Below are 25424 nucleotides of genomic sequence, written 5' to 3' on the forward strand. Positions count from 1 at the left end.
TAGACTCCAAAAGGGAGATTATTTTGCTGTTCAAGCGTGAAGAAATCGACTTCGATGCCTTGCTGGACATCCTGCAAACCCCGTCCGGCATGATGGAGGCGGCGATAGGCGTGTTGTGCGTGTTCATCGCCTTCTATTTGGCCCGTTTCGCCTTCAAGCAGTTTTTCGATCACAACCCGGAGCGCTATGAGCGCTTTTTGCCCTATGTGGGCTTTCGTCTGGTGCTGCCGGTGGCGGCGCAGGCCTTGGTGATGCTGTCGCGTTCGGCCTGGGTGCACCTGCTGCACGAGCGCGCGATGGTGCTGCATCTGCTGAGCGCGATGCTGTTCTGGCTGACCCTGATCCGGCTGTGCTGCGCGGTGGTGCGCCAGGCGCTGCCCAAGGGCCGTTTTGAACGCCATACCGAGCATTTCCTCGCCACGGTGCTGTGGCTGGGCTTTGTCAGTTGGGCCATAGGCTTCGACATGGTGGTGATCGAATGGCTGGAGTCGATGTCGTTCTCGGTGGGCAAGAGCCGCTTGAACATGCTGACCATACTCAACGGCCTGCTGTGGGTGTCCATCATCGTGGTGGTGGCCTTGTGGGCCAGCCGCCTGATCGAATCGCGCTTGATGAACCTGAAGCATCTGGACCCCAGCCTGCGCATCGTGTTCGCCAAACTGACCCGCACCGGGCTGCTGATCGCCGCGGTGCTGATCGCGCTGCCGGTAGTGGGCATCGATCTGACCGTACTGTCGGTGTTCGGCGGCGCGGTGGGTATTGGTTTGGGCTTCGGCTTGCAGAAGATCGCCAGTAATTTTGTATCCGGCTTCATCATTCTGCTGGACCACTCCATCCGCATCGGCGACCGCTTGATGGTGGAGAACCGCGTGGGCTACGTGACCAAGATGACCTCGCGCTATGTGGTGCTCAAGGGGGCGGACGGCACGGAGGCCTTGATTCCCAACGACTCGCTGATGTCCAACACCGTGGTGAATCAGTCGTACTCCGACAAGAGCATGTGGACCAGCCTGCCGGTGTCGGTGGCTTACGGCACCGATCTGGACAAGGCGCTGGAGCTGCTCAAGCAGGCGGCCAATCACCCGCGGGTACAGCAGGACCCGGCGCCGCGCGGCTTCGTCACCCTGTTTGCCGACAGCAGCATCAATCTTGAGCTGGGCTTTTGGGTGGCGGACCCGGAAAACGGCTTCATGGGTTTGAAATCCGATTTGAATATGGCAATTTGGCGCTTGTTCCAGCAACATGGCATTCAAATGCCGTTCCCGCAGCGGGAAATCCGCATTCTCAACGATAAGTCGCAAGAATAAGGCAGGGGAGACGCCGCCATGGCAGGCAAACGCTTGGCAATCATAGACGACGACGCCGCGGTGCGGGAGTCGCTGGTATGGCTGCTGGACGGCCAGGGTTATCTGGCCAGCGGCTTCGACAGCGCGGAGGAGTTTCTGGCCTGCCCGGACGGCGGCGACTTCAACGGCATCATCCTGGACCTGAGGCTGTCCGGCATGAGCGGCATCATGTTGCTGGAAAAGCTGGCGGGCTGGCCTTACTGTCCGCCGGTGATCATGCTCACCGCCCACGGCGACGTGCCGCACGCGGTGGCGGCGCTCAAGTTGGGCGCGCTGGATTTCATGGAGAAGCCATTTGACGACGAGCGCTTGCTGGAGCGCGCAGAGGCCGCGGTGCTGCGCGATGAGCAGAATCGTTTGCTCCACGGCCGCCGCAGCAAGGTGTCCGCGGCCTTGTCCTTGTTGACGGACCGCGAGCGCGAGGTGATGCAGCTGATCCTCACCGGCAAGCTGAACAAACAGATTGCGGAAGAATTGACCATCAGCATGAAAACGGTGGAAGTCCACCGCGCTCGCGTGTTCGACAAAATGGGCGTCAAATCCGCGGTTGAGCTGGCCGGCCTGCTGGCCAGCCAGAGCCCGGCCAACGGGGGCAAGCGCTGATGGGCGACAAGCAACCGGTATCGGTGCTGGTGGTGATCCACACCGTAGACGGCCAGGCGCTGCTGATCGAGCGCGCCGACAAGCCCGGCTACTGGCAATCCGTGACCGGCAGCCGAGAGGGCGAGGAAGCCTTGCGCGACACCGCGCTGCGCGAACTGGCGGAGGAAACCGGCCTGGTCCTGACGCGGGACGATCCCCGGCTCAGCGACTGGGGCCTGGTCAACCGCTACGAAATCTATCCGCATTGGCGCCACCGTTATCCGGAAGGCGTCACCCACAACGACGAGCATGTGTTCGGGCTGTGCCTGGAGCGGCCGGTGGCGGTGACGCTGGCGCCGCGCGAGCATCTGGCCCAGCAATGGCTGCCGTGGGACGAGGCCGCCGACAAGGTGTTTTCTCCGTCCAACGCGGAGGCGTTGCGGATGCTGCCGCAAAAGCTGGCGCCGGTGGCGGCGCGGCCATGAAGCCCTTGATCTGGCTGGCCGAGGACGAGGCCGGCATCGCGGACACTTTGATCTACACGCTGGAAACCGACGGCTTCGCGGTTGAGTGGTTCGAGCGCGGTCTGCCCCTGCTGGAGCGGCTGGATCACGCCGCCCCGGCCTTGTGCATCCTGGACGTGGGTCTGCCGGACATCAACGGTTTCGAGTTGTGCCGCCGGCTGCGTGAGCGGGCCGATCTACCGCTGATGTTTCTGACCGCGCGCAGCGAGGAAATGGACCGCATCATCGGCCTGGAGATCGGCGCCGACGACTACGTGGCCAAGCCGTTTTCGCCGCGTGAAGTCAGCGCCCGCGCGCGCACCATCTTGCGGCGCTACGCCAAGGGGCAATCCCCGGCCGTCGCGTCGGCGCCCGCCGGCTTCGAACTGGACGAGGCGCGCGCCTGCATCCATTTTGCCGGCCGCAAGCTGAACCTGACCCGCTACGAATATCTGCTGCTGAAAACCCTGCTGGCGGAGCCGGGCCGGGTGTTTTCGCGCCAGCAATTGATGGAGCGGGTGTGGCGCGACGCCGAGGACAGTTTCGACCGCACCGTGGATACCCACGTTAAAACGCTGCGCGCCAAGCTGCGCGATATCGACCCCGACGCCCAGCCCATCCAGACCCACCGCGGCCTGGGTTATAGCCTGGGCGAGTGAGCATGCGCTTCGGCCTGCGGCTGTTCCTCGGTTATTTCCTGATCGTGGCGGTGGCCGGCTGGTTCGTGCTGGCCATCTTCACCCAGGAAGTGAAGCCGGGCGTGCGCCGAGCCACCGAGGGCACGCTGGTGGACAGCGCCAATGTGCTGGCCGGCATCGCCGCCGCGGACATGGCGGACGGCGACATCGCCAACGGACGGCTGGCCCGCGCCTTTCGCGATAAAGCGCGGCCGCCCATTGCCGCCAATATCTCAGGCATCGTCAAAAACGCCATGGAGTTCCGCGTCTACGTCACCGACGCGCGCGGCATGGTGATCTTCGACTCCAGCGGCCGCGATCTGGGGCGCGACTACTCGCGCTGGAACGATGTCTACCGCACGCTGCGCGGCGAATACGGCGCGCGCAGCACCCGCAGCGACCCCAAGGACGAAAACAGCAGCGTGATGCACGTGGCCGCCCCGGTGCGGCTGGACGGGCGCATCGTCGGCTCGCTGACCGTGTCCAAGCCCAATGTGACGATGGAGCCGGTGATCCGCCGCAGCGAGCGCAAGATCATGCTGGCCGGCGGCGCGCTGCTGGGCGCCGCCTTGCTGATAGGCGCGGTGATGGTGTGGTGGATCAACCGTTCTATCCGCCGGCTGGTGAGCTACGCCGAAGCGGTGGCGGCCGGCCAGCCGGCCAATGTGCCCAGGCTGGGCAGCCCGGAGCTGGACAGCCTGGGCCAGGCAGTGGAGGCGATGCGGCGCAAATTGGAAGGCAAGGCCTATGTGGAAGGCTATGTGCACACCCTGAGCCACGAGTTGAAAAGTCCGTTGGCCGCGATACGCGGCGCCGGCGAGCTGTTGCGGGAAGACCCGCCGCCGGAAACGCGTCGCCGTTTCGTCGACAACATCCTGGCGCAAAGCCTGCGCATGCAGCAGTTGATCGAAAGGCTGTTGTGGCAGGCGCGGGTGGAGTCCCGGCTGAGGCCGGACGCTCAGCCGCTGGATTGGCCGGCCTTGATCGAGGAAACCGCCGACGGCAAGGCGCTGGCCGCCGCCCGGCGCGCCGCGCGCATAGAGCGCAGGCTGGCCCCGGCCAGCCTGAACGGGGACCGCCTGCTGCTGACTCAGGCGCTGTCCAATCTGCTGGACAACGCGTTGGAGTTCAGCCCGCCGGGCGGTGTGATCGAACTGCACGGTGGGCTGGAAGAGGGGGGGTATCTGCTCCGCGTGCGCGATCACGGGCCAGGCGTGCCGGATTACGCGCTGGAGCGTGTGTTCGAGCGCTTCTACTCCTTGCCGCGTCCGGACAGCGGCAAAAGTACCGGCCTGGGCTTGAGCCTGGTGCGGGAGGTGGCGCAGTTGCATGGCGGCCGCGCCGAACTGCTTAATCACGCCGACGGCGGCGCAGAGGCGCGGCTGTGGCTGCCGTTAGGCTGAGGCGCGCGGACTTCACACGCTTTTCACACCAGCCCATTTCCGCTTCACTCTCCAGGCTTACGCTGTCTCCCGTGATGAAACCAGGAGGCAAGCGATGAAGAAAAACCCCTTATTGACCAAAATCCTGATCCTGCTGGCGCTGTCTTTGGCGCTGCTGGTGCCGGTGAGCGCGATCAGCAACCTGATCTCCGAGCGCAAGCATTACCAGGAAGAGGCGGTGGAAAAAGTGGTGGCCAGCACCAGCGGCGAGCAGACCGTGATCGGCCCGGTGCTGGTGATTCCCTATGTGGAAACCGTGGAGGAGAAACAGAACGGCAAGACGCAAAGCGTCAAGCACGAGCTGGAGCGCTACGTGCTGCCGCGCCAGTTGGCGGTGGATGGCAAGCTCAAGGTCAGTCCGCGCTCGTTGGGCATTTACCAGGCGCTGATTTTTGGCAGCGAAGCCGGCTTCAGCGGCCACTTCGAGATTCCGCCGCAGCCCGAGCTGCTCAAGCCGTCGATTCAGCTGAAAACGCCTTATCTGGCGGTGGGCATCAGCGATCCGCGCGGCATCGGCAAAGTGCCGCAACTGAGCGCTGGCGGCAAGGCGCATCCATTCGCGGCCGGCGCCGGGCTGCCGCGGATGAGCGAGGGCATACACGCGCCGCTGCCGCAGTTGCTGGATTTCACCAAGGCGCAGACCTTGCCGTTCGCTTTTCAACTCAACCTCCAAGGCACGCGCAGCATCAGTTATGTGCCGGTGGGCGAGAGCAGCACGCTGAGCCTGGCGTCCAACTGGCCGCATCCCAGCTTTATTGGCAATTTCCTGCCGGTGCAGCGCAATGTGGACGCCAAGGGCTTCAAGGCGCAATGGGAGAGCAGCTGGTTCGCCAATAATCTGAACGACCGTTTTCAGCAGGCCGCCTTCAGCGACGGGAAATCCGGTTTGAGCGCCTTGCCGTCCTTCAGTACCGGCTTGGTACAGCCGGTGGACCAATATCAGCAGAACGAGCGCTCGGTCAAATACGCGGTGCTGTTCATCGGCCTGACCTTCTTGTCCTTCTTCCTGCTGGAAACGCTGCGCAGCCTGCGCGTGCATCCCATCCAGTACGTGCTGGTGGGTATGGCGCTGGTGATGTTCTTCCTGGTCTTGCTGGCCTTGTCCGAGCACCTGGGCTTTGGGCCGGCCTATCTGCTGGCGGCGACGGCCTGCGTTGGGCAGATTGGCTTCTACGTCAGCCACATTCTGGGCGGCTGGAAGCGCGGCCTGGGTTTCGCCGGACTGCTCAGCCTGTTGTACGCGGTGCTGTACGGCCTGTTGCAGTCCGAAGACAACGCCTTGCTGCTGGGCAGCCTGCTGCTCTTCGCCGCGCTGACCGCTATCATGACGCTGACCCGGCGGTTGGATTGGTATCGCTTCTCCGCGCGGAACGAGGAGGCGCCGCCGGCACCGCCGCAGCCTTGACGACATCATGATTTCTCGGTTTCACAAAACCGCCATCATCAGGTAACGCGTTCTCGCTATTGTTTTCCCGCCCGGCATCGCAGCCGGGCTGGGCAAGGGCCCGGGTTCCGCTTTCCGGGCCCTTGGTTTTTCATCGCGGCGCGGCGCGCCGCCACAAGACGACTGCACTCCGATGACGCTTACGACTCTCTCGCCAAGGTCCGCCCGTTGGGCGCGCCGGCTGGCCGCCTTTCTGCTGGCGACCGCGCTTGCCGGCTGCCTGGGCGACAAGCAGGACAACGCCGGCCAACCGGGCAACGGCAATTCCAATCAAACCAAGCCGCCGGCCAAGCTCCGCTGCGCGCCCTGAACCCGTACGAGCCCGCCATGACCGACACCCCCGTTTCCACTTCCCGCCGCCAGTTCATCAAGCGCGGCAGCGCGTTGGCCGCCAGCTCCCTGACGCTGTCCTTGTTGCCGGCCTCCATCCAGCGCGCGCTGGCCATTCCTGCCAACAATCGCACCGGCACGCTTCAGGATGTCGAGCACATCGTAATCCTGACTCAGGAGAATCGCGCCTTCGACCACTACTTCGGCAGCCTGGCCGGGGTGCGGGGCTTTGGCGACCGCTTCCCGCTGCCGCTGGCCGACAGCGCCTTGCTCAAGCGCAAGACCGTCTGGTATCAGACCAACCAGGGAAACAGCGCCATCCCGCCGCGCGTGGTGGCGCCGTTCCACCTCAACACCGCGCAGACTTTCGCCTATATGCGGGTGGAGGGCACGCCGCATGTGTGGTCGGACGCGCAATACGCTTGGGGCAAGGGGGCGATGAACGCTTGGCCCACCTATAAGCAGAACCACTCCATGGGGTATTTCAAGGAGGCGGACCTGCCGTTCCAGTACGCGCTGGCCAACGCCTTCACCCTGTGCGACGCCTATCACTGCGCCTTCCAGGGCGGCACCAATCCCAATCGCGTGTTCCTGTGGTGCGGCGGCAACGACCCGCTGCAACAGGGCAAGGGTCCGGTGATCGCGAACGCCTACGACTCTGTCGATTACAACCCCAAGGGCGGCTATACCTTCACCACCTACGCCGAGCGGCTGGAAGCGGCCGGGGTGAGCTGGAAGATCTATCAGGACATGGCCGATAACTTCACCGACAACCCGGTGGCCGGCTTCCGCAGCTTCCGCGCCGCTTACTTCGGCGAGGCCGGCGCCAAGCCCGCGCTCAAGAGCAAGGGCTTGTCCACTTGGACGCTGGAGGATCTGCGTCAGGACGTGCTGGCCAACCGCCTGCCGCAAGTGTGTTACATCGTCGCCACCGCCGACGGCTCGGAACATCCGGGGCCGTCCAGTCCCGCGCAGGGCGCCGATTACACCGCCCGCGTGCTGGACGCGCTGACCGCCAATCCGGAGGTGTGGAGCAAGACGGTGTTCCTGGTCAACTTCGACGAGAACGACGGCTTCTTCGACCACGTGCCGCCGCCTGCCGCGCCCAGCTATCTAAGCTGGGATCCGGATTCGGCCAAGGCGGTGCTGGCCGGCGGCTCCACCGTGGCCACCGAAGGCGAATACCACCATCTGCGCAGCAGCGAAACCAGCAACGAGCGCGCGGACCTGATCCATGTGCCCTACGGGCCGGGGCCGCGGGTGCCGATGTATGTGATCTCGCCGTGGAGCCGCGGCGGCTGGGTTAATTCCCAGGTGTTCGACCATACCTCGGTGATCCGCTTCATCGAGCAGCGCTTCGGCGTCAAGGAACCCAATGTCAGCGCCTGGCGACGCGCGGTATGCGGCGATCTGCTGTCCTGTTTCGACTTCGTCAACCCCAACGCGGAACTGCCCAAACTGCCGGCCACCGCCGCGCTGGCGGCGCGGGCGCGAGCCTTGCCCGGCCGCACCAAGCCCAGCGCGCCGGCGCTGCCGGAGCTGCCGGTCCAGGCCAGCGGCCTGCGCCGCTCGCGCGCCTTGCCCTACGAATTGCACGCCAGCGCGCGCGTGGACGGCAACGCCGGCACGGTGGAATTGATCTTCGCCAATAGCGGCCAGGCAACGGCGGTGTTCCATGTCTACGACCGCCGTCATCTGGACGCGCCGCCGCGCCGCTACGCGGTGGAGGCCGGCAAGCAGCTGTCCGGGTTATGGAGGGTGAATTACGACGCTAATCTTTATGACCTGTGGGTGCTGGGGCCCAACGGCTTCCATCGCCATTTCACCGGCGACGCCGGCCAACTGGGCCGTGTAAGCAAGGCGCAGCCGGAAATCCAGGTCTGCTACGATCCGGCCGCGGGCGACGTTTACTTGAAGCTGCACAATAGCGGCCGCGAGAACTGCGAGTTCCGGGTGCGCGCCAACGCTTATGCCAAGACCGACGCGCAGCGCGTTGTCGTGGGGCCGCAAGGCGAAGCGGTGCTGAACTGGATCTTGAAGGATAGCTACGGCTGGTATGACGTTAGCGTCAGCGCGCCGATCTTCCCTGGCTTCAGCCGCCGTTTTGCCGGACGGGTGGAAACCGGACGCGACGGCTACAGCGACCCGGCGATGGGCGGGGCGGCAGTGGGCGATCAGTGGACGCCGCCGGCTTGAACGGATGGCGCGAATGAAAAAGGCGGGGCTGATCGGCTCCGCCTTTTTCATTGATGGAAGGACTAGAAGAAACCCAGCGGCTTGCGGTCGAAGCTCACCAGCAGGTTCTTGGTCTGCTGGTAATGGTCCAGCGCGCGTTTGTGGGTTTCTCGGCCGATGCCGGACTTCTTGTAACCGCCGAAGGCCGCGTGGGCCGGGTAGAGGTGATAGCAGTTGGTCCACACCCGGCCGGCCTTGATCGCGCGGCCAACGCGGTAGGCGCGGTTGATGTCATGGGTCCACACGCCGGCGCCCAGGCCGAACTCGGTGTCGTTGGCGATGGCGATGGCTTCGGCTTCGTCCTTGAAGGTCGTGATGCTGACCACCGGGCCGAAGATCTCTTCCTGGAATACCCGCATCTTGTTATTGCCCTTCAGCAGGGTGGGCTGGATGTAATAACCTTGCGCCAGCCCGCCTTCCAGCGGCTCCAACTTGCCGCCGCTCAGCACCTCGGCGCCTTCCTGGCGCGCGATGTCCAGGTAGGACAGGATTTTATCGAATTGCTGTTGCGAAGCCTGGGCGCCCACCATGGTATCGGTGTCCAGCGGGTCCCCGCGCTTGATCGCCGCTACCTTCTTCATCACCTCGGCCATGAAAGCCGGGTAGATGGATTCCTGCACCAGCGCGCGCGACGGGCAGGTGCAGACTTCGCCCTGGTTGAAGAAAGCCAGCACCAGGCCCTCGGCGGCTTTCTCGATGAAGGACGGCTCCGCCTGCATGATGTCTTCGAAGAAGATATTGGGCGATTTGCCGCCCAGCTCCACGGTGGACGGAATGATGTTCTCCGCCGCGCATTGCAGAATGTGGCGGCCCACCGGGGTGGAACCGGTGAAGGCGATTTTGGCGATGCGCTTGCTGGTGGCCAGCGCCTGGCCGGCCTCCTTGCCGAAGCCGTGCACCACGTTGATCACGCCCGGCGGCAGGAGGTCGCCTATCACCTCCATCAGCACGGCAATGCCCAACGGGGTTTGTTCCGCCGGCTTCAGCACCACGCAGTTGCCGGCGGCCAGCGCCGGCGCCAGTTTCCACGCGGCCATCAAAATGGGGAAGTTCCACGGGATGATCTGGCCCACCACGCCCAAGGGTTCGTGGATGTGGTAGGCCATGGTGTTGTGGTCTATCTCCGCCGCCGTGCCTTCCTGGGCGCGGATGCAGCCGGCGAAGTAGCGGAAGTGGTCGGCCGCCAGCGGGATATCCGCGTTCAGCGTTTCGCGCACCGGCTTGCCGTTGTCCCAAGTTTCTGTGACGGCCAGCACTTCCAGATTGGCCTCGATGCGGTCCGCAATTTGCAGCAATAGATAGGAACGCTGTTGCGCCGAGGTCTGGCCCCAGGCATCGGCGGCGGCGTGGGCTGCGTCCAGCGCCTTGTCGATGTCGGCGGCGTCGGAACGCGGAAACTCGGCGATGGGCTGACCGTTGACCGGCGAGGTGGTGGTGAAATGCTGACCGTTGACCGGAGGCGTGAACTCGCCGCCGATATAGTTGCCGTAGCGAGGCTTGAAGGCGATCAGCGCGCCGGGCGTGCCGGGGTGAGCGTAACGCATGGTGTTTCTCCTGTTATGAATAAGCCGGTTGCCGCGCGGCGGCGGCAGTGGCTCAGCAGAAAGCGTGCCAGTGGCGGAGGTCTGGCGTGCGTGTTGCGGTGCAAAACACGGTATGCCCAGCGTATGCGGCTATTCTGTCCATCACGCGTTGCGGCGCGGCATGGCGCGCCAAGCGCCAGGCGGGCCACCTGTCCCATTGGACGCGGCGCAAGTTGTTGCAAAACGCTACAGTGTCGCGCTCGATGCGACGCCGGTCCCGGCGCGCCGCATGTTAAGGTGACGCGCGGGTTCATCCGTCGCCGCAACCGTCTTCGTTCCGTCTCGCGGCATTTGCGAGACCTTGCGCCGGCTTTCATGTCCGGAGGGAGTTCACCATGGATCATCCCATCGCTTTGCCCGTGGAACGGGCTCGCCGCAGTTTCTTCCAGCAAGGACTGGCGCCGGCGGGGCTCAGGGGCGAAATCGCCCAGTCCTGGCAGCGTTGCCGGCAACAAGCTTTGCCGCCGCAGGCCGCGCGGCAAGAGGACGGCCTGGAGGGCGCGGCGCTGAACGCGCTGCGCGAGGCCAACGGGCTGCTGCTGCGGCTGGCTCAGCCCGAGCTGGACGGGCTGGGGGAGCAAGTCATCGACCGCCGCGGCATCGTGCTGCTCAGCGATGCCGACGGCGTGATTCTCAACGCCGCCGGCTGCCCCGGCTTTTTGCCCAAGGCGGAACAGGTGGCCTTGTTGCCCGGCATGGCCTGGGGCGAGCGGGAGCGAGGCACCAACGCCATCGGCACCGCTCTGGCCTTGGGCGCGGCGGTGCAGGTGAACGGCGGGGAACACTATCTGGCCAGCAATGGTGGGATTTCCTGCTCGGCCGCGCCCATTTTCGCGCCCAACGGCCGCCTGGCCGGCGCGCTGAACATCAGCAGCGACGCGCGCGCCCATGACGCGCACGCGCTGGGCCTGGTGAGGCTGGCCGCGCGCCAGATTGAACACCGCTGGCTGGCCCGATCGGCCTCCGAGCATTGGCTGGTGCGCTTCCATTTGAACCACGCTTTGCTGGGGTCGCCGCGCGAAGGCGTGCTGGTTTTCGCCGATGAGGTGCTGGTGGAAGCCAACAGCTGCGCGCTGGCCTGGCTGGGCCTGGTTTGGGCGGACCTGGGCCGGGTGCGCTTCGGCCAGCTGTTCGACGGCGAGCTGGAACCGGCCGACGGCTTGCGGACGCGGCTTAGCCGGCGCGGCCAGCATTTTCATCTGCGTATCACGCCTCCGGCGCGCAAGGCCTTGGCCGAATGTCAAACGCCCAAGACCGAGGCGGCGGCGCGGCCCTCTGCCGAGTTGCAGCGCGCCGTCAAAGTGCTGAACGCCGACATCCCGGTATTGCTGCTGGGCGAAACCGGTGTGGGCAAGGAGGTGTTCGCTCGCGCTTTGCACGCCGCCAGCCGGCGCGGCCGCGGCCCCTTCGTCGCCGTCAACTGCGCGGCGATCCCCGAGGCGCTGATCGAATCGGAGCTGTTTGGCTACGAGGAGGGCGCCTTCACCGGCGCGAGGCGCAAGGGCATGGCGGGCAAGCTGCGCGAAGCCAGCGGCGGCGTGTTGTTCCTGGATGAGGTGGGGGATATGCCGGCGGCGATGCAGGCGCGCTTGCTGCGCGCCTTGCAGCAGCGCGAAGTCACGCCCTTGGGGGGAGGTCAAACGCATGCGGTGGACTTCGCGCTGATTTGCGCCACCCATCGCGACCTGGCGGCGATGACGGCGTCCGGCGAGTTCCGCGCCGATCTGTTCTACCGCTTGCAGGACTACCCGGTACGGCTGCCGCCCTTGCGCGAGCGCGGCGACCTGCCGCGCCTGATCGACGAGATGTGGGACGAACTGGGCGCGGAACAACGCGGCGTGCGCTTGGGCGGGCCGCTGCGCGCGGCTTTGCAGGCCTGCAGCTGGCCGGGAAACGCGCGCCAGCTGCACAGCGCGCTGCGCACCATGCTGGCCCTGGCCGACGACGGCGCGGAACTGGGAATCGAGGACCTGCCGGCCGGCTGCCGCGCCGAAGCGGCCACCCTCTCTCCGACGCTGGCCGCCGGCCGCGACGATTTGATCGAGCAGACGCTGGCGCGCTGTCAGGGCAATGTCAGCCGCGCGGCGGCGGAGCTGGGGGTGGCGCGCAGCACGGTGTACCGGCGGCTGCGCGGCGGAGGGCGCTAGTCAGGTCGCCGCGTTGGGCAGCCGTTCCCGCCAAGCCTGAAACGCGTCCAGCACCGGTTGCGGGGTCTTGGCCCAGGCAAAGTGGGAGAAGGCGCGCAGGCCGTGATCGGCGGCCTGCAATTCCCGCTGCGTCACGCTGGCGCGCGCCAGCTTGTCGGCCAGAAAATCCGCGCAGCTGCGGGGAACGAAGCGGTCGCCTGACAAGGACAGCAGCAGCACCGGCAGCTCCAGCCGCCGCAGCGCGGCTTCGTAGTCGGCGTCGCTGTTTTCAAGCCGGTAACGGCCGTGCAAGGCTTCCTGCGTCCAGTCACGGATCAGCCGCCCCGGCTGTCGTCCGCCAAAGCCCAGCTTGTCGCCGGGGAAATAGCCCAGGCTGCGGTTGAGTTGTTGGATCAGCCGCAGGCCGAAGCCTCGTTTCCAGGCGGACAGTGCGCCGGGCATGGCGCGGAAGTAGTTGGAGCCGCCAGCCAGCAAGGCCACGCCGGCCACCTCCGCCGGATTCTCGCAGGCTTGCAGCAGGGCGAATTGTCCGCCCAGGCTGTGCCCCGCCAGGATCAGGGGCCGGCCAGAGGTCTGTTCGCTCAGTTGTTGACGCAGGTGGGCGACATCAGCCAACACCTCCCGGTAGCCGAAATCCTGGCACCGCACGTCCCGCACCGAGCTTTGGCGCATGCCACGGATTTCCGCCGCCGCCACGCAATAGCCTCGTGCCGCCCAGGCCGCGCCCAGCGCGCGATAGTAGGACACGTTGACGCCCAACGCCGGCAAGAACAGGATTACGCCTTGCGGAGCTTGTTCCGAAGCGCCGTGCCATTCAACAACAGTGTGTTCGCCGTCTGGTAGCTGGATTCGGCTCGAGTGCATGCCAATGCCTCCAAGGTTGTTCGCGGTGCAGAAGATAAGCTATCAGCCTGATGGGCAATGGCAAGTCGCCATGCTCTGTCCGGTTTGCCCCTCTCGCTGCGTGCTCAACCATAGCCACGTTGTTTCAACGCCAGGTAGAGCATGGCCGCGTTGATGGCGTCGTTGAGCGCGTCGTGGCGCGGCGGCGCTGGCATGTCCAGGTCTTGGCAGATGCTGGCCAGCCTAAGGTCGATGTGGGCGTCCGGGTTCTGTCTCAGCTTGTAGTCGTAATAGCGGCCGGAAATCTCAATGCGCCGCTGCGGCAGAGGCACGCCCAGCCAGGGGCGGACGTAGCGGTTGAGCACCGCCAGGTCGTATTCCAGGTAATAGCCCAGCAGCGGCCGGCCGCCGATGAAATCCAGCAGCCGTCGCACGGCGTCTTGGGCCGCCAAGCCCTGGCTGACATCGATAGGCCGCAGGCCGTGGATGCGCACATTGTCCGCCTGGGGCGCTTGTTCCGGGCGCACCAGCAGGTAGAGCGCCTCGCTGGCGAGGATGCGGTTGCCGCGCAACTTGACCGCGCCGATGGATAGCAGTTCGGCGTCCGCCGGATTCAGGCTGGTGGTTTCGCAGTCCAGGCTGACCAGTTCGTCCGGGTGCTCCCGATACATCTCTGCGTAAGCCGGATCGCGCAGCCGGCGTCGCTGCCATTGGCGCAGCAGGGTGGTGAGCATCAGAAGCTGCCCAGCCGGTAATGGTGGCGTAACTGCGCCTTGAACCGCTTGACCACGCCCAGCGTGTCCTTGAGCAGGTCCCGTTCCAGCGAGGACAGCTTTTCCGGCTCCAGTAGATTGTCGGCCGGTTTGCCGGCGGCAAGCCGCTCCAGCCCTTGATCCAGCCGCAGCTGCATCAGATAGGACAGCGCCTCGCCCACGTCCTCGGCCAAGCCCCGCTCCAGCCGGCCCTGCGCCACCAGTTCCTGCAGCCTTTGCTGCGAGTTGTTTTCGCTCACGCCATATTCCAGCGCCAGCGCGCGGATACCGTGCACCAGAGGAAAAATGCCGCCTTTTTTCAGGTCCAGCGCGGCGCGGCCGTCACGATCGCGAGTTTGCAGATGGGAGAACAGGCCCAGCGGGGTGTCGAACTGTTCGATGGCGCGGGCGAAACGGGAGAAGAAGCCGGCGTCGTCGCGCAGGGTGGCGCGTAGATAGTTTTGGGCGTCCTCTAGCAGCGCCGGGTCGCCGCAGACGGCTTCCGCGTCCACGAAGATGGCCAGCCGCATCAAGGCGTCTCCGTCCGGGCTGTGCACCCAGCGGTGGAGGCGATCGCGCAGCTCGGTGCCGCTGAAACGCCAATCGGGGTGGCTGAGCATGATGTTTCCGGGACAGGGCGGGTAGCCGAAACGGGCCAGCGCGGCGGAAAAGGCCTGACAGCTGGCTTCCAGTTGCGGCCACGGCGCGCCGTCGCGCAGCAGCAGCGCGTTGTCCTGGTCTGTTTTGAGGATCTGTTCGCCGCGTCCTTCCGAGCCCAGCACCAGCAAGCAGCTGTTGGCCACCAACTCCGGCGGCGCAATTAGCCGCCAGGCGCGGGCGAACAGCCGGGCGTTGAGGCTTTGCACCAGCCGGCCCAGCTGTAGCGCCTTGACGCCGTGGCCGGACAGGATGCGCACCAGCCGCGGAATCTGCTCCGCCACTTCCGCCAGTTCGTCCAGCGTGGCCGCGCGTTCCAGCCGCTGCGCGATCAGGTGGGAGTGGTTGGAAAAGTAGGAGAGCACGTCCACCTGGGCCAGCATGCTCACCGGCTCGCCGTGCTCGGTCACCACTAGGCGGCGCAGATTGCGGCGCGTCATCAGCAGCAGGGCGTTGAACAGGAAATCGTCGATGTCTATGGTCAGCAGTTCGTACTGGCAGTATTCCGCCGCCGGCGCGTCCGAGGACACGCCGTTCAGCACGATGTCGCGAAAGTCCGTGGTGGTTAGGATTCCCAGCCGCCCGTGGCCGCGCAGCAGCACGGACTTGGACTTGTGCGCTTTCATCGCCGCCGCCGCGTCGCGCAGGCTGGCGCCGCCATCCACGAACACCGGCTGGCGGCCGCCGACGTCGCGCACTGTGGCCGCCAGCAAGGTTTGCAGTTCGCGCTGGCCCGCCCGCTGGGCCAGCCGGCCCAGCTTTTCCGACACGCTGGCGTAAAAATAGGCGCCGAAGCGAGGGTTGCTCTCGGTCAGTGCCAGCACTTCCGCGCGCGGCAGGCTGTAGAGCAACGCCTCTTCCTGCACGATGAAGCGGCGGGAGGTCTGGCCGGCGGCGGTGGCGCGGGCGTCGAAGCCGTCCTGCGCCCGGTACAGCGCGACGATCTCGTCGCCGGCCATTTCCCTCACCACGCCCTTGATCACCACGTACAGAGCCGTCACCGGCGCGTCCGGCGCCAGCACGGTTTGCTCGTTGGCGTAGAACAGGATGTCGGCGCAAGCCTCAAGGCGTAGGCGCTCGTCCGGGTTCAGGGTGTCGAATGGGGCGTGGCTGAAGTCGAATCGCTGCATGGCGGCCTCGTAGAACAAGACATTGCCGCCAGCATAACACCGGCGGCAAAGGCTTGTCGGCGGGCGTTCAGCCGGGCAGGTGTTGCGACAGCGGGGAGCCGTCGCGGAACAGCAGCAGCTCGCCGGGGACGAGTTGCGTCCAGCTTTCGTTGTCGGTCAGCGGCTGGGTGGCGATCACCGCCACGCGGTCGTGCGGGGTGGTGACCGAGGCGAAATCCACGCTGACGTCGTCGTCAACCAAATGCGCGGTGTTGAACGGCGCCTGGCGGATGATGTAGTGCAGATGAGTTGAGCAGTGGGCGAACAACACCTCGCCGTTGCTCAGCATGAAGTTGAACACGCCGTGACTGGAGACTTCCCCCGCCAGCCGCGCCACTTCGGCGAACAATTCGTCCAGCTGCGGTTGCTGGCACCATTTGGCGCGCAGCCGCTCCATCAGGTGGCAGAACGCCCGTTCGGAGTCGGTGCCGCCTACCGGGTTGTAATGGCAGCCGGCATCGGGCTGGAAGTTTTCCAGGTTGCCGTTGTGGGCGAAGATCCAGTAGCGCCCCCACATCTCTCGCATGAAGGGATGGGTGTTGGCCAGGTTGACTTCGCCTTGGGTGGCTTTGCGGATATGGGCGATCACGTTTTCCGACTTGATCGGATAGTTGCGCACCATGTGAGCCACCGGCGATTCCACGGACGGTTTGTCGTCCAGGAAGATGCGGCAGCCCTTGTTCTCGAAAAAGGCGATGCCCCAGCCGTCGGCGTGGTGGTCGGTCTGGCCGCCGCGGCGGTGAAAGCCCTCGAAGGAGAACAGGATGTCGGTTGGAGTATTGCAATTCATGCCCAGCAACTGGCACATGGTTTTGGGTTCCACGGTTGAGAGGTTGTCATGGCCGGCCGCGCCGGCTGCGGTTTTGTTACAGAGCTTAGGCGATAAGCGGGGCCGCGGCAATCCCGCCGCGCCGGCCGTGGAGCCCGGGCGCGGCGGCGGAATGGGTGCTCAGGCCGTGGAACGGGCGAGGCCGCGCAATTTGGCCCAGCCGCCCTGGCTCAGGCTGACGCCCAGCAGGATCAGCCCGCCGCCCAGCCAGTGGTAATCGTGGATGGTTTCGCCCAGCAGCGCGCTGGCGATCAAGGCGGTGAACAAAGGCAGCAGATTCATGAAGATGGCGGTGCGCTCGCTGCCCAGGCTCTGGATGCCGCGCATCCACAGATAGGGGGCCAGCACCGAGGAGGCGATGCCGGCGAAGGCGACCAGGCCGGCGCCTTGCGGCGGCACCGCCAGGCTGTCCGCGCTCATCGCCACCGGTACCAGCATCAGCACGGCCAGCAATACCTGGATGTATAGATTGGTCCAGCTGCCGAACGGCGGCGCCCATCGGCGCAGCAGAATGCCGTACAGCGCGTAGGAGACGGAGCCGGCCAGCATCAGCGCGTCGCCGCGGTTCACGCCGCCGCTAATCAGGTCCATCGGCCGCCCCTGGCCCAGCAGATACAGCACGCCCAGCAAGGACACCGCCACGCCGAACAACGCGTGCGCGCCGGTGGGCTGACGGAAGACGGTCGCGTTCAGCGCCAGACCCAGCAGCGGGATCAAGGCGCAGATCACGCCCATATTGGTGGCGCTGGTGCTGTGCGCGGCGTAATAAGCCAGACATTGGTACATCACCATGCCGAGCGCGGCCAATATGGCGAAGCGGCCCAGCCAGGGTCTGATGGCGCGCCATTGGCGCAGCACCGGCCGCAGGCTCAGCGGGGTGAGAATCAAGGCTGCCAATAACCAGCGGTAGAAGGAAATGGCGGCGGGATCCAGCGCATGGGCCGCGGCTTTGGACACCACGGTGTTGGCGGACCAGATCATCACCGCCAGCATGGGAAACAATGAGTACATGGGATGGCTCCGGATGCGGCTCTCGTTCCGACGCGCGGTCGAGAGTACAGAAAAGCATTAACAGTAGGCAGTGTACCGCTGTCTGATTCAATGCATATAATGCAAAACAGACAAGACGATAGCGGGAAACCGACAAATTGGACTACTCAGAACTGGACCAAGGCTTGCCGGAACCGACGCCAATCCATCTGCGCTACGACCAGCTGACGCCGCAAACGGAGTTTTCGCCGCACAGCCATCCCTGGGGTCAGTTGAACTGCATTAGTCTGGGCGTGATAGAGTTGAGCTTGATCGAGCCTGGTCAGGCCGAGCGCGCGTTGGCTGCTCCAGCGGAGTTCCTGATCTGGGTGCCGGCCGGGGTTCGCCATTCCGCTTCGGTGCGTCAGGCCATGCGCTACACCTCAGTCTATGTCGGGACCGAACAGGCCGCCCGCTTGCCCGCCCATCCCTGCCTGATTCCGCAAACGCCCTTGCTGCGAGCGCTGCTGGATGACTTCTGCCAGCGCGGCGTCACTGTCGTTCGGGATCCGTGGGACCAGCGCCAAGCCGAACTGCTGCTGGCGCGGCTGTCCCAGGCCGGCCACCAGGACAGCTATCTGCCGGACAGCCGCCATCGTCAATTGGCGCCCATCCTGGCCGCCATCCGAGACAATCCGGCCGATGCCGCCACCTTGGCGCAGTGGGCGCAGCGGGTGCACGGCACCGAGCGCACGCTGGCGCGCCATTTTCAACGCGAACTGGGCATGAGCTTTGTCCAGTGGCGCAACCGGGTGCGCTTGCTCAGGGCCCTGGCCTGGCTGCGCGAAGGGCGTCCGGTTCAGGACATCGCCGCCGACCTGGGCTACGGCACCGCGTCGGCCTTCATTGCGATGTTCAACAAGCAACTAGGCTATTCCCCGGAGCGCTACCGACGCTTGCTGACCGATGGCGCGCATTGAGGGAGGCTTGTTGCCCTATTGGCATTGCGGCACACTGGAATGATTGTCAATCATAGAACCAGTCTTCTACGCCCCAAGCCATGAGCAAGAAAATCAAACAACTGGCCCGCCAACTGGGCGATGGCTGGAAGCTGCGCCGCCGTTTGCGGCAGGCCAGCGCGCTGAATTTCGCCTTTTCCGAGCGCATAGACTTCCTGAACGGGCAGCACTGGGATCAACTGGCGGCCCGGCACGGGTTGCTGATGTCCCGCGATTACTGGCGCGCGCTCGAGCAGTCCGGGCTCGCCAACTTCGACGTGCGCTACGCGCTGGCCTATCGCGACGGCGAGCCAGTGGCGGCGGTGGCGATGCAACTATTGGAGGTGAGCTTGGAAACCATGCACGCTCACCCCGGACCGCGGCCGGAAGGTTCGCTGCGCGCCGCGCTGGCGCAAAATCTCAAGCCCAAGCTGCGGCAACGGCTGCTGGTCTGCGGCAATATGCTCAGCTACGGCCTGGACGGCGCGGCTTTCGCCGAGGACCTGGACCCGCAGACCCGTTGGCAGGCGGTGGCGGAGATGCTCTACCGCATCCGCCGCGCGGAGAAGCTCAACGGCCAGATCGACTTCGTGCTGGTCAAGGACATGGACGAAACAGCGCGGGAAGACAGTCGGGCGCTGGGCAAGCTCAGCTACAGTACCTTGGAAACAGAGCCCAATATGGTGCTGCCGCTGGCCGAGGACTGGCGTGTTTACGACGACTACCTGGCCGGCATGACCTCCAAATACCGCAGCGGCATCCGCCAGCAGATTTTCAAGCCGATAGAAGCCGCCGGTTGCGAAATCGGCGTGATGACGCCGCAGCAGGTGGACGCGCAGGCGGAGCGGATGCAGCTGCTCTACCTGGCGGTGCAAGACAACGCCACATTGCGGCCGGTCACGGTGAGCGCGGAATACTGGCGGCGGATGGCCGCGCTGGGGCCGGAGCGGGCGGAGCTGCGCGGCCTGTGGCGCGACGGCGCGCTGCTGGGCTTTTTGCTGATCCTGAAAAACGGCGAAGAGATCACCGCCGCGCAGATCGGCTTTGATCGCGCCGCGGCCAAGGAGCTGCCGCTCTATTTGCGCCTGCTGCATTCGGCGATTGAGTCGGCGCTGGCCGCCGGCGGACGGCGGGTTATTTTTGGGCGCACCGCGTTGGAGCCCAAGGCGAGAATGGGCTGCCGGCCGGTGCCGACTTCGCTGTGGATACGCCATCGCCAGCCCATGCTCAATTCGCTGATCCGCAGCAGCTTCGGCATTGTCCAGCACGAGGACGCGCCGACGATCAACCCCTTCAAAAAATAAACGCGCAGCCCTTCGCGCCGCGCGGCGGGGAGGGCGATTGCGATCTTGGTCGCTGAAAGGACCCGATATGACTCAAACCGCGAGCGCCGAAGCGGCGCACACGCGAAAACTGAACCGCAACGACTGCAAGACGCTGGGCCTAGCCTCGCTGGGCGGGGCGCTTGAGTTTTACGATTTCATCATTTACGTGTTTTTCGCCCTGGTATTGGGCAAGCTGTTCTTTCCGCAGGACATTCCGGGCTGGCTGCGTCAATTGCAGGTGTTCGGCATCTTCGCCGCCGGCTATCTGGCGCGTCCGCTGGGCGGCATCGTCATGGCGCACTTCGGCGACCTGTTCGGCCGCAAACGCATGTTCACGCTCAGCATCGTGTTGATGGCGCTGCCTACGCTGGCGATGGGCCTGCTGCCCACCTATCAGAGCATAGGGGTGTGGGCGCCGATCTTGCTGCTCCTGTTGCGCGTGTTGCAGGGCGCGGCCATTGGCGGGGAGGTGCCGGGCGCCTGGGTTTTCGTCGCCGAGCACGCGCCGTCGCGCCGCACCGGCCTGGCTTGCGGCATCATCACCTCGGGGCTGACGATAGGTATACTGTTTGGCTCGCTGATCGCGATGGCGATGAATCTGGCTTTCACGCCGCAGCAGCTGGAGGACGGCGCCTGGCGGATTCCCTTCCTGATAGGCGGGGTGTTCGGCCTGGTGGCGATGTATCTGCGCCGCTGGCTGCACGAGACTCCGGTGTTCAGCGAAATGCAGGCGCGCAAGGCGCTGTCCGCCGAACTGCCCCTGAAGGCGGCGCTGCGGGGCCATCGCCTTGGCATGGCTCTGTCCATGGCGGCCACCGCGATGCTGTCGGTCACCATTGTGGTGGTGATCCTGATGACGCCCACTTTTCTGCAAAAGCAGTTCGGCGTGCCGCCGGTGGAGGCGCTGTTCGCCAACAGCCTGGCCATTGTCGCGCTGAGCGTGGGGTGCATTGTGGCCGGCCTGGCGGCGGACCGTTTTGGCGGCGGGCCGGTGTTTACCGTGGGCAGCCTGCTGTTGGGCGTTAGCAGCTGGTGTTTCTATCAGACCATGGGGCAGGACGCGAGCTGGCTGCGCCCGCTGTACACGCTGACCGGCTTTGCCGCCGGCATCGTCGGCGCGGTGCCTTATCTGATGGTGCGCGCCTTCCCCGCGCCCATCCGCTTTAGCGGCCTGTCTTTTTCCTACAATGTGGCCTACGCGGTGGTGGGCGGCTTCACGCCGGTGCTGCTGTCGGTGTGGATGGAGGCGAGTTCGCTGGCGCTGGCCGGCTATCTGATGATTTTCTGCCTGCTTGGCCTGGCGATGGGCCTGTTTTTGCTGGCCTGGGGCGATAAGCCGGGCTTGTCCCATCCGGTGCATTGAAGCGCGCATGGGAAAACGGCTGCGTCCTTATCGACGCCGCCGTTTTGTCGTGCGAGTTCGGGTTCTGGGGCTCAGAGTCTGTTCAAAGTCTCGCAAGCAAGGACGAGACAAGGCGAAAACGGCTGAGAAAGCGGAATGTACATAGGGTACATGAGCATTTCGAAGTCGCTTTCAACGCCGTATCGCCGAAGCGCAGCAGACCTTGAACAAGTTCTTAGCGCGGCAGCTCGCTCCACAGCTTCAACAGCCGTTTGGCGGATACCGGGTACGGCGTTTTCAACTCCTGGGCGAACAGGCTGACGCGTAGTTCTTCGATCTGCCAGCGGAAATCGAGCAGGGCCTGGGACGCGCCTTCCGCCTCGTTGTCCTCTGCCACCCGGGTTTCCCATTTCTGCCATAGATCGCGGATTTCCGCGCCGCGCTGGCCGTCGCGCTGCGGGTTGGCCGGCTGCTTGTCCATGCGCAGGCCCATCGCGCGCATATAGCGCGGCAAATGGGGCAGCTGGCTCCACGGCGTGGCGGCCAGGAAACCCTTGTAAACCAGCTTGGCCAATTGCTGCTGCAACTCGTAACCCAGCTTGTGTTTCTGCATCTTGACGCTGAGCGGGCCGTATTCCGCGGCCACTTGACCCAGGTACTGGGTCACCGCCTGAATGACAGCCGGCAAGCGCGTGCGGGCGCGGGTTTTCTGGTCGTTGAAGGCTTTCTCGTTGCGCGGCAGCGCGTCGTCGCCAATGAAAGCGCGGTCGCAGATGCAGGCGATGGCGTCGGCCAATAATTCGTCGATATTGGCCACTGCGCGCAGCTGCAGGCCCAGTTGGGTCATGCCGGGCAGGCCCTTGGACAGCTGCTTCATTTGTTCCTTCAACTGCAGCTGCAGCAGGCGGATCACGCCCTGGCGGTGATGGCGCTCGGCTACCAGCTGAGTGTCGAACAGGCGAATCGCCACCTTATCTTGTTCCAGCGTCAAGGCCGGATAGCCGGTCAACTGCTGGCGGCCGCGGGCAAACTGTATGCTTTCCGGCAGTTCGCCGAAGTCCCAGCTGCTGACCTCGTCGCGCTCGAATTCCGCGCTCGTATCGCGGAAAGTCAGTTGGGCGGCCTGGCCGAACTGCTTTTGCAGCGCCAGCAGATCGCGTCCCAGTCCAATTTCCTGCTTGCCGTCGTCGATGACGCGGAAGTTGAACAGCAGGTGAGCCGGCAGCTCCTGGGCGCGGAAATCGTCGATGTCCACCTTGACGCCGCCGGTCTCGCGCAGGATGAAGCGCGCCAGCTGCGGCGCGATAGGCTGTTGCGGGTCCGGGTTGCCGCTAAGGAAACGGGTGACGAAGTCCGGCACCGGCACGCAGCAACGGCGGATTTGCTTGGGCAGGCCCTTGATCAGCTGTTGCAGCTTTTCGCGCACCATGCCGGGCACCAGCCATTCGAAAGCCGCCGGTTGCAAGCGGTTGAGGATGGCCAGAGGCACGTCCAGGGTGACGCCGTCCAGCGGGTGATTGGGTTCGAAGCGGTAACGCAGCTTGAGGCGGCCGTCTTCCAGCTCCAGCCATTCCGGAAACTGGTTTTCGGTGACATGCTGCGCGGCGTGGCGCATCAGTTCTTCGCGCGTCAGATGCAAGAGCTTGGCGTCGGTCTTTTCCGCTTCCTTGCGCCAGGCCTCGAAGCTGGCGGCGTCCACCACTTCGGCCGGAATCCGTTCGCTGTAAAAGGCGAACAGCGCTTCCTCGTCCACCAGCACGTCCTGGCGGCGGGCCTTGTGTTCCAGCTGCTCCACTTCGCGGATCAATTGCTGATTGCGCTGGAAGAAGGGCGCGTTGCTGACGTAGTCCATATTCACCAGCGCGCCGCGGATGAACAGCTCGCGCGCTTCTACCGGCGCGATGCGGCCATAGCTCACTGGCCGGCGCGGCACCAGGGTCAGGCCATAGAGAGTGACGCGCTCGCTGGCCACTACTTCGCCGCGGCTCTTTTCCCAGTGCGGGTCGAAATAGTGGTATTTGACCAGGTGCGGCGCCAGCTTTTCCACCCACTCAGGCTCGATTTTGGCCACGCAGCGGGCGTAAAGGCGGGTGGTTTCCACCAGTTCCGCCGCCACCAGCCATTTAGGCTTGGCTTTTTTCAGGCCGGAACCGGGAAACACGTGGAAGTTAACGCCGCGAGTGCCTTGGTAGTCGTCGCTTTCCTGGTTTTTCATGCCCAGATTGCCGATCAAGCCGGTTACCAGCGCTTTGTGCAGGTTTTCATAGGCGACGGCGTCTAGCTGCTGGCGCTTTTTCTGCGTCATCTGCGCGTCCGGCTGTTCGGCGTCGGCGTGGGCCTGTTCGCGCTTGATCAGGCCCAGCTCGCTGGCGATGTCGGCCAGCTGCGCGTGCAGTTCGCGCCACTCGCGCAGGCGAAGGTGGGACAGGAAGTGCTCGTGGCAGGTGTTGATCAGCAGACGGTTGGATTTCTTGTGCTTGAGCGCGTCGGAGAAGAAATCCCAAAGGTGCAAGAAGGACAGGAAGTCTGACTTCTCGTCGTTGAAACGCGCCTGGGCGCGTTCGGCCGCCTCGCGCGCTTCGAACGGCCGCTCGCGCGGGTCCTGCACGCTCAAGGCGGCGGCAATGATCAGTACTTCGCGCACGCAGCCGAAGTCGCGGCCGGCCAGCAGCAGGCGGCCCACCTTAGGGTCCACCGGAATCCGCGCCAGCTCTTTGCCCACGCTGGTCAATTCCCCCTTGTCGTCCACCGCGCCCAGCTCGGTCAGCACTTGGTAGCCGTCGGCGATCAGACGGCTGCTGGGCGCTTCCAGGAAGGGGAAGGCGTCCACCTTGCCCAGCCGCAGCGCGGCCATGCGCAGAATGACCGCGGCCAGGTTGGAGCGGACGATTTCAGGATCGGTGAACGCCGGGCGTTGATTGAAGTCATCTTCGCTGTATAGGCGCACGCAGATGCCGGCCTCGACACGGCCGCAACGGCCAGCGCGCTGACGCGCCGCCGCCTGGGAAATTTTCTCCACTTGCAGCTGTTCCACCTTGGCGCGCGGGCTGTAGCGGTTGATGCGCGCCTGTCCGGTGTCGATCACGTATTTGATGCCGGGCACCGTTAGCGAGGTCTCGGCCACATTGGTGGCCAGCACGATGCGGCGTCCGCCGGACGGCTTGAATATCTTCTGCTGGTCCTCGTTGGACAGCCGCGCGAACAAGGGCAGGATCTCGTAGCCGCGAATGCCGGCCTTGCGCAGCTTTTCCGCGGTTTCGCGGATCTCGCGCTCGCCAGGCAGGAAGACCAGCATATCGCCCGGGCCCTGGCGCGACAGTTCGTCGACGGCGTCGACGATGGCGCCTTCCATTTCCACTTCGCGCTCGTCTTCGTCGCGCTGCGCCAGCGGGCGGTAACGCACTTCCACCGGATAGGTGCGGCCGGAGACTTCAATCACGGGCGCGCCGTCGAAATGGCGGGAGAAGCGGTCGGCGTCGATGGTGGCCGAGGTGACGATCACCTTCAGGTCCGGCCGGCGCGGCAGCAGCTGTTTCAGATAGCCCAGCAGGAAATCGATGTTGAGGCTGCGTTCGTGCGCCTCGTCGATGATGATGGTGTCGTAGGCTTCCAGGTAGCGGTCGGTCTGGGTTTCCGCCAGCATGATGCCGTCGGTCATCAGCTTGATTACGGACTTTTCCGAGAGCTTGTCGGTGAAGCGGACCTTGAAGCCGACGTGTTCGCCCAGCGTGGATTTCAGCTCTTGAGCGATGCGGCTGGCTACTGAACGCGCGGCCAGACGACGCGGCTGGGTGTGGCCGATCAGTCCGTGCACGCCGCGGCCCAGCTCCAGGCAGATTTTGGGCAGTTGGGTGGTTTTCCCGGAGCCGGTTTCGCCGCAGATGATCACCACCTGGTGGCGCTCGATCGCGGTTTTGATGTCGGCCAGTTTCTGGTTGACCGGCAAGGCGTCGTCGAAGTCGGGCTTGGGCAGGTGGGCGCGGCGCGCGGCCACCTTGGCGGCGGAGCGTTCGATCTGAGCCTGAATGTCGGCCAGTTGCTTGTCCGCAGGCTGGTTTTTCTTCAGTCGCTCGGCGGCGTCGCTCAGTTTGCGGCGCAAAACGTGGCGATCGCGGATCAGGCAGGAGGGCAGGTCGGCCTTGAGTTGGGCCAGCAGCTGGGCAGCAGTCATCGGGAAAAGAACACTGGATTACAGGAAAGCGGCGATTATAACAGCTGCGTGGCGCTGCGGCAGGCCGGGATTCCCGGCCT

19 protein-coding genes are annotated in these 25424 nt (G+C 65.0%); 12 read left to right on the plus strand and 7 right to left on the minus strand.

Going from position 1 to position 25424, the window contains the following annotated elements; all coding sequences use genetic code 11:
- The first annotated feature begins 23 nt into the window (after window positions 1-23).
- The 8 genes from GYH29_RS10515 to GYH29_RS10550 all read left to right on the plus strand — a co-directional run bounded on the left by GYH29_RS10515 (window position 24) and on the right by GYH29_RS10550 (window position 8520).
- The gene (locus tag GYH29_RS10515) at window positions 24-1307 is read left to right on the plus strand and encodes a mechanosensitive ion channel family protein (RefSeq protein WP_232060571.1); all 1284 of its coding nucleotides are present in this window, start codon (window positions 24-26) and stop codon (window positions 1305-1307) included.
- 18 nt (window positions 1308-1325) lie between these two features.
- Window positions 1326-1949 (plus strand): response regulator transcription factor, encoded by a 624-nt coding sequence (locus GYH29_RS10520; RefSeq protein WP_019100757.1) that lies wholly within the window; start codon window positions 1326-1328, stop codon window positions 1947-1949.
- Window positions 1949-2413 carry a dihydroneopterin triphosphate diphosphatase gene (gene nudB / locus GYH29_RS10525; protein ID WP_019100758.1) on the plus strand — a complete coding sequence of 155 codons (465 nt, stop codon included), beginning with the start codon at window positions 1949-1951 and terminating at the stop codon, window positions 2411-2413. Before GYH29_RS10520 ends, nudB begins: the two co-directional genes overlap by 1 nt.
- Complete coding sequence (gene creB / locus GYH29_RS10530; protein ID WP_019100759.1) at window positions 2410-3090, plus strand: two-component system response regulator CreB; 681 nt, start codon at window positions 2410-2412, stop codon at window positions 3088-3090. The genes nudB and creB overlap by 4 nt, the downstream gene beginning before the upstream one ends.
- A 2-nt stretch (window positions 3091-3092) precedes the next feature.
- Window positions 3093-4511, plus strand: coding sequence for a two-component system sensor histidine kinase CreC (gene creC / locus GYH29_RS10535; RefSeq protein WP_019100760.1), 1419 nt, complete (start codon window positions 3093-3095; stop codon window positions 4509-4511).
- Window positions 4512-4605: 94 nt separating this feature from the next.
- Window positions 4606-5955 (plus strand): cell envelope integrity protein CreD, encoded by a 1350-nt coding sequence (gene creD / locus GYH29_RS10540; protein WP_019100761.1) that lies wholly within the window; start codon window positions 4606-4608, stop codon window positions 5953-5955.
- Between the two features lie 172 nt (window positions 5956-6127).
- On the plus strand, window positions 6128-6304 hold the full coding sequence (locus tag GYH29_RS10545) for a hypothetical protein (protein ID WP_161523667.1): 177 nt from the start codon (window positions 6128-6130) through the stop codon (window positions 6302-6304).
- 17 nt (window positions 6305-6321) lie between these two features.
- Window positions 6322-8520, plus strand: a complete 2199-nt coding sequence (locus tag GYH29_RS10550; protein ID WP_161523668.1) for a phosphocholine-specific phospholipase C — start codon at window positions 6322-6324, stop codon at window positions 8518-8520.
- Window positions 8521-8582: 62 nt separating this feature from the next.
- On the opposite strand, the gene exaC is transcribed toward GYH29_RS10550, so the two are convergent.
- Window positions 8583-10103, minus strand: coding sequence for an acetaldehyde dehydrogenase ExaC (gene exaC / locus GYH29_RS10555; RefSeq protein ID WP_019100764.1), 1521 nt, complete (start codon window positions 10101-10103; stop codon window positions 8583-8585).
- A 374-nt stretch (window positions 10104-10477) separates the two neighbouring features.
- On the opposite strand from exaC, the gene GYH29_RS10560 reads away from it, so the two are divergent.
- Window positions 10478-12289 carry a sigma-54-dependent Fis family transcriptional regulator gene (locus GYH29_RS10560; RefSeq protein WP_161523669.1) on the plus strand — a complete coding sequence of 604 codons (1812 nt, stop codon included), beginning with the start codon at window positions 10478-10480 and terminating at the stop codon, window positions 12287-12289.
- Here GYH29_RS10560 and GYH29_RS10565 read toward each other — a convergent pair whose 3' ends face one another.
- The 5 genes from GYH29_RS10565 to GYH29_RS10585 form a co-directional block, all read right to left on the minus strand.
- Complete coding sequence (locus GYH29_RS10565; RefSeq protein ID WP_161523670.1) at window positions 12290-13153, minus strand: alpha/beta fold hydrolase; 864 nt, start codon at window positions 13151-13153, stop codon at window positions 12290-12292. It abuts the gene before it with no gap.
- A gap of 104 nt (window positions 13154-13257) precedes the next feature.
- Window positions 13258-13866, minus strand: coding sequence for a 3'-5' exonuclease (locus tag GYH29_RS10570; protein WP_019100776.1), 609 nt, complete (start codon window positions 13864-13866; stop codon window positions 13258-13260).
- Complete coding sequence (locus GYH29_RS10575; protein WP_161523671.1) at window positions 13866-15671, minus strand: putative nucleotidyltransferase substrate binding domain-containing protein; 1806 nt, start codon at window positions 15669-15671, stop codon at window positions 13866-13868. Before GYH29_RS10575 ends, GYH29_RS10570 begins: the two co-directional genes overlap by 1 nt.
- 67 nt (window positions 15672-15738) lie before the next feature.
- Window positions 15739-16518, minus strand: coding sequence for a class II glutamine amidotransferase (locus GYH29_RS10580; protein ID WP_161524579.1), 780 nt, complete (start codon window positions 16516-16518; stop codon window positions 15739-15741).
- Between the two features lie 141 nt (window positions 16519-16659).
- Window positions 16660-17550: a DMT family transporter gene (locus GYH29_RS10585; RefSeq protein WP_081576343.1), complete on the minus strand. Its 891-nt coding sequence runs from the start codon at window positions 17548-17550 to the stop codon at window positions 16660-16662.
- Window positions 17551-17687: 137 nt separating this feature from the next.
- On the opposite strand from GYH29_RS10585, the gene GYH29_RS10590 reads away from it, so the two are divergent.
- The 3 genes from GYH29_RS10590 (at window position 17688) to GYH29_RS10600 (ending at window position 21194) form a co-directional block, all read left to right on the plus strand.
- Window positions 17688-18488, plus strand: a complete 801-nt coding sequence (locus tag GYH29_RS10590) for an AraC family transcriptional regulator (protein WP_043593151.1) — start codon at window positions 17688-17690, stop codon at window positions 18486-18488.
- A gap of 80 nt (window positions 18489-18568) precedes the next feature.
- The gene (locus GYH29_RS10595) at window positions 18569-19810 is read left to right on the plus strand and encodes a GNAT family N-acetyltransferase (RefSeq protein ID WP_052052191.1); all 1242 of its coding nucleotides are present in this window, start codon (window positions 18569-18571) and stop codon (window positions 19808-19810) included.
- Between the two features lie 67 nt (window positions 19811-19877).
- Window positions 19878-21194: an MFS transporter gene (locus GYH29_RS10600; RefSeq protein ID WP_019100782.1), complete on the plus strand. Its 1317-nt coding sequence runs from the start codon at window positions 19878-19880 to the stop codon at window positions 21192-21194.
- 214 nt (window positions 21195-21408) lie between these two features.
- Here GYH29_RS10600 and hrpA read toward each other — a convergent pair whose 3' ends face one another.
- A complete protein-coding gene (gene hrpA, locus GYH29_RS10605) occupies window positions 21409-25344 on the minus strand; it encodes an ATP-dependent RNA helicase HrpA (RefSeq protein ID WP_161523672.1) in 3936 nt (1311 codons plus the stop codon).
- Between the last annotated feature and the right edge of the window lie 80 nt (window positions 25345-25424).

The organism is Chromobacterium haemolyticum (genome assembly GCF_009936155.1).
Classification (GTDB): domain Bacteria; phylum Pseudomonadota; class Gammaproteobacteria; order Burkholderiales; family Chromobacteriaceae; genus Chromobacterium; species Chromobacterium haemolyticum.

What these genes read in the sequence shown, in the direction of transcription:
- GYH29_RS10580 (WP_161524579.1), bottom strand. Translation starts at nt 16,518, where the DNA reads ATGTGCCAGTTGCTGGGCATGAATTGCAATACTCCAACCGACATCCTG.
- GYH29_RS10560 (WP_161523669.1), top strand. Translation starts at nt 10,478, where the DNA reads ATGGATCATCCCATCGCTTTGCCCGTGGAACGGGCTCGCCGCAGTTTC.
- hrpA (WP_161523672.1), bottom strand. Translation starts at nt 25,344, where the DNA reads ATGACTGCTGCCCAGCTGCTGGCCCAACTCAAGGCCGACCTGCCCTCC.
- GYH29_RS10550 (WP_161523668.1), top strand. Translation starts at nt 6,322, where the DNA reads ATGACCGACACCCCCGTTTCCACTTCCCGCCGCCAGTTCATCAAGCGC.
- GYH29_RS10520 (WP_019100757.1), top strand. Translation starts at nt 1,326, where the DNA reads ATGGCAGGCAAACGCTTGGCAATCATAGACGACGACGCCGCGGTGCGG.
- creB (WP_019100759.1), top strand. Translation starts at nt 2,410, where the DNA reads ATGAAGCCCTTGATCTGGCTGGCCGAGGACGAGGCCGGCATCGCGGAC.
- GYH29_RS10595 (WP_052052191.1), top strand. Translation starts at nt 18,569, where the DNA reads ATGAGCAAGAAAATCAAACAACTGGCCCGCCAACTGGGCGATGGCTGG.
- exaC (WP_019100764.1), bottom strand. Translation starts at nt 10,103, where the DNA reads ATGCGTTACGCTCACCCCGGCACGCCCGGCGCGCTGATCGCCTTCAAG.
- creD (WP_019100761.1), top strand. Translation starts at nt 4,606, where the DNA reads ATGAAGAAAAACCCCTTATTGACCAAAATCCTGATCCTGCTGGCGCTG.
- GYH29_RS10575 (WP_161523671.1), bottom strand. Translation starts at nt 15,671, where the DNA reads ATGCAGCGATTCGACTTCAGCCACGCCCCATTCGACACCCTGAACCCG.
- GYH29_RS10600 (WP_019100782.1), top strand. Translation starts at nt 19,878, where the DNA reads ATGACTCAAACCGCGAGCGCCGAAGCGGCGCACACGCGAAAACTGAAC.
- GYH29_RS10545 (WP_161523667.1), top strand. Translation starts at nt 6,128, where the DNA reads ATGACGCTTACGACTCTCTCGCCAAGGTCCGCCCGTTGGGCGCGCCGG.
- creC (WP_019100760.1), top strand. Translation starts at nt 3,093, where the DNA reads ATGCGCTTCGGCCTGCGGCTGTTCCTCGGTTATTTCCTGATCGTGGCG.
- nudB (WP_019100758.1), top strand. Translation starts at nt 1,949, where the DNA reads ATGGGCGACAAGCAACCGGTATCGGTGCTGGTGGTGATCCACACCGTA.
- GYH29_RS10570 (WP_019100776.1), bottom strand. Translation starts at nt 13,866, where the DNA reads ATGCTCACCACCCTGCTGCGCCAATGGCAGCGACGCCGGCTGCGCGAT.
- GYH29_RS10565 (WP_161523670.1), bottom strand. Translation starts at nt 13,153, where the DNA reads ATGCACTCGAGCCGAATCCAGCTACCAGACGGCGAACACACTGTTGTT.
- GYH29_RS10585 (WP_081576343.1), bottom strand. Translation starts at nt 17,550, where the DNA reads ATGTACTCATTGTTTCCCATGCTGGCGGTGATGATCTGGTCCGCCAAC.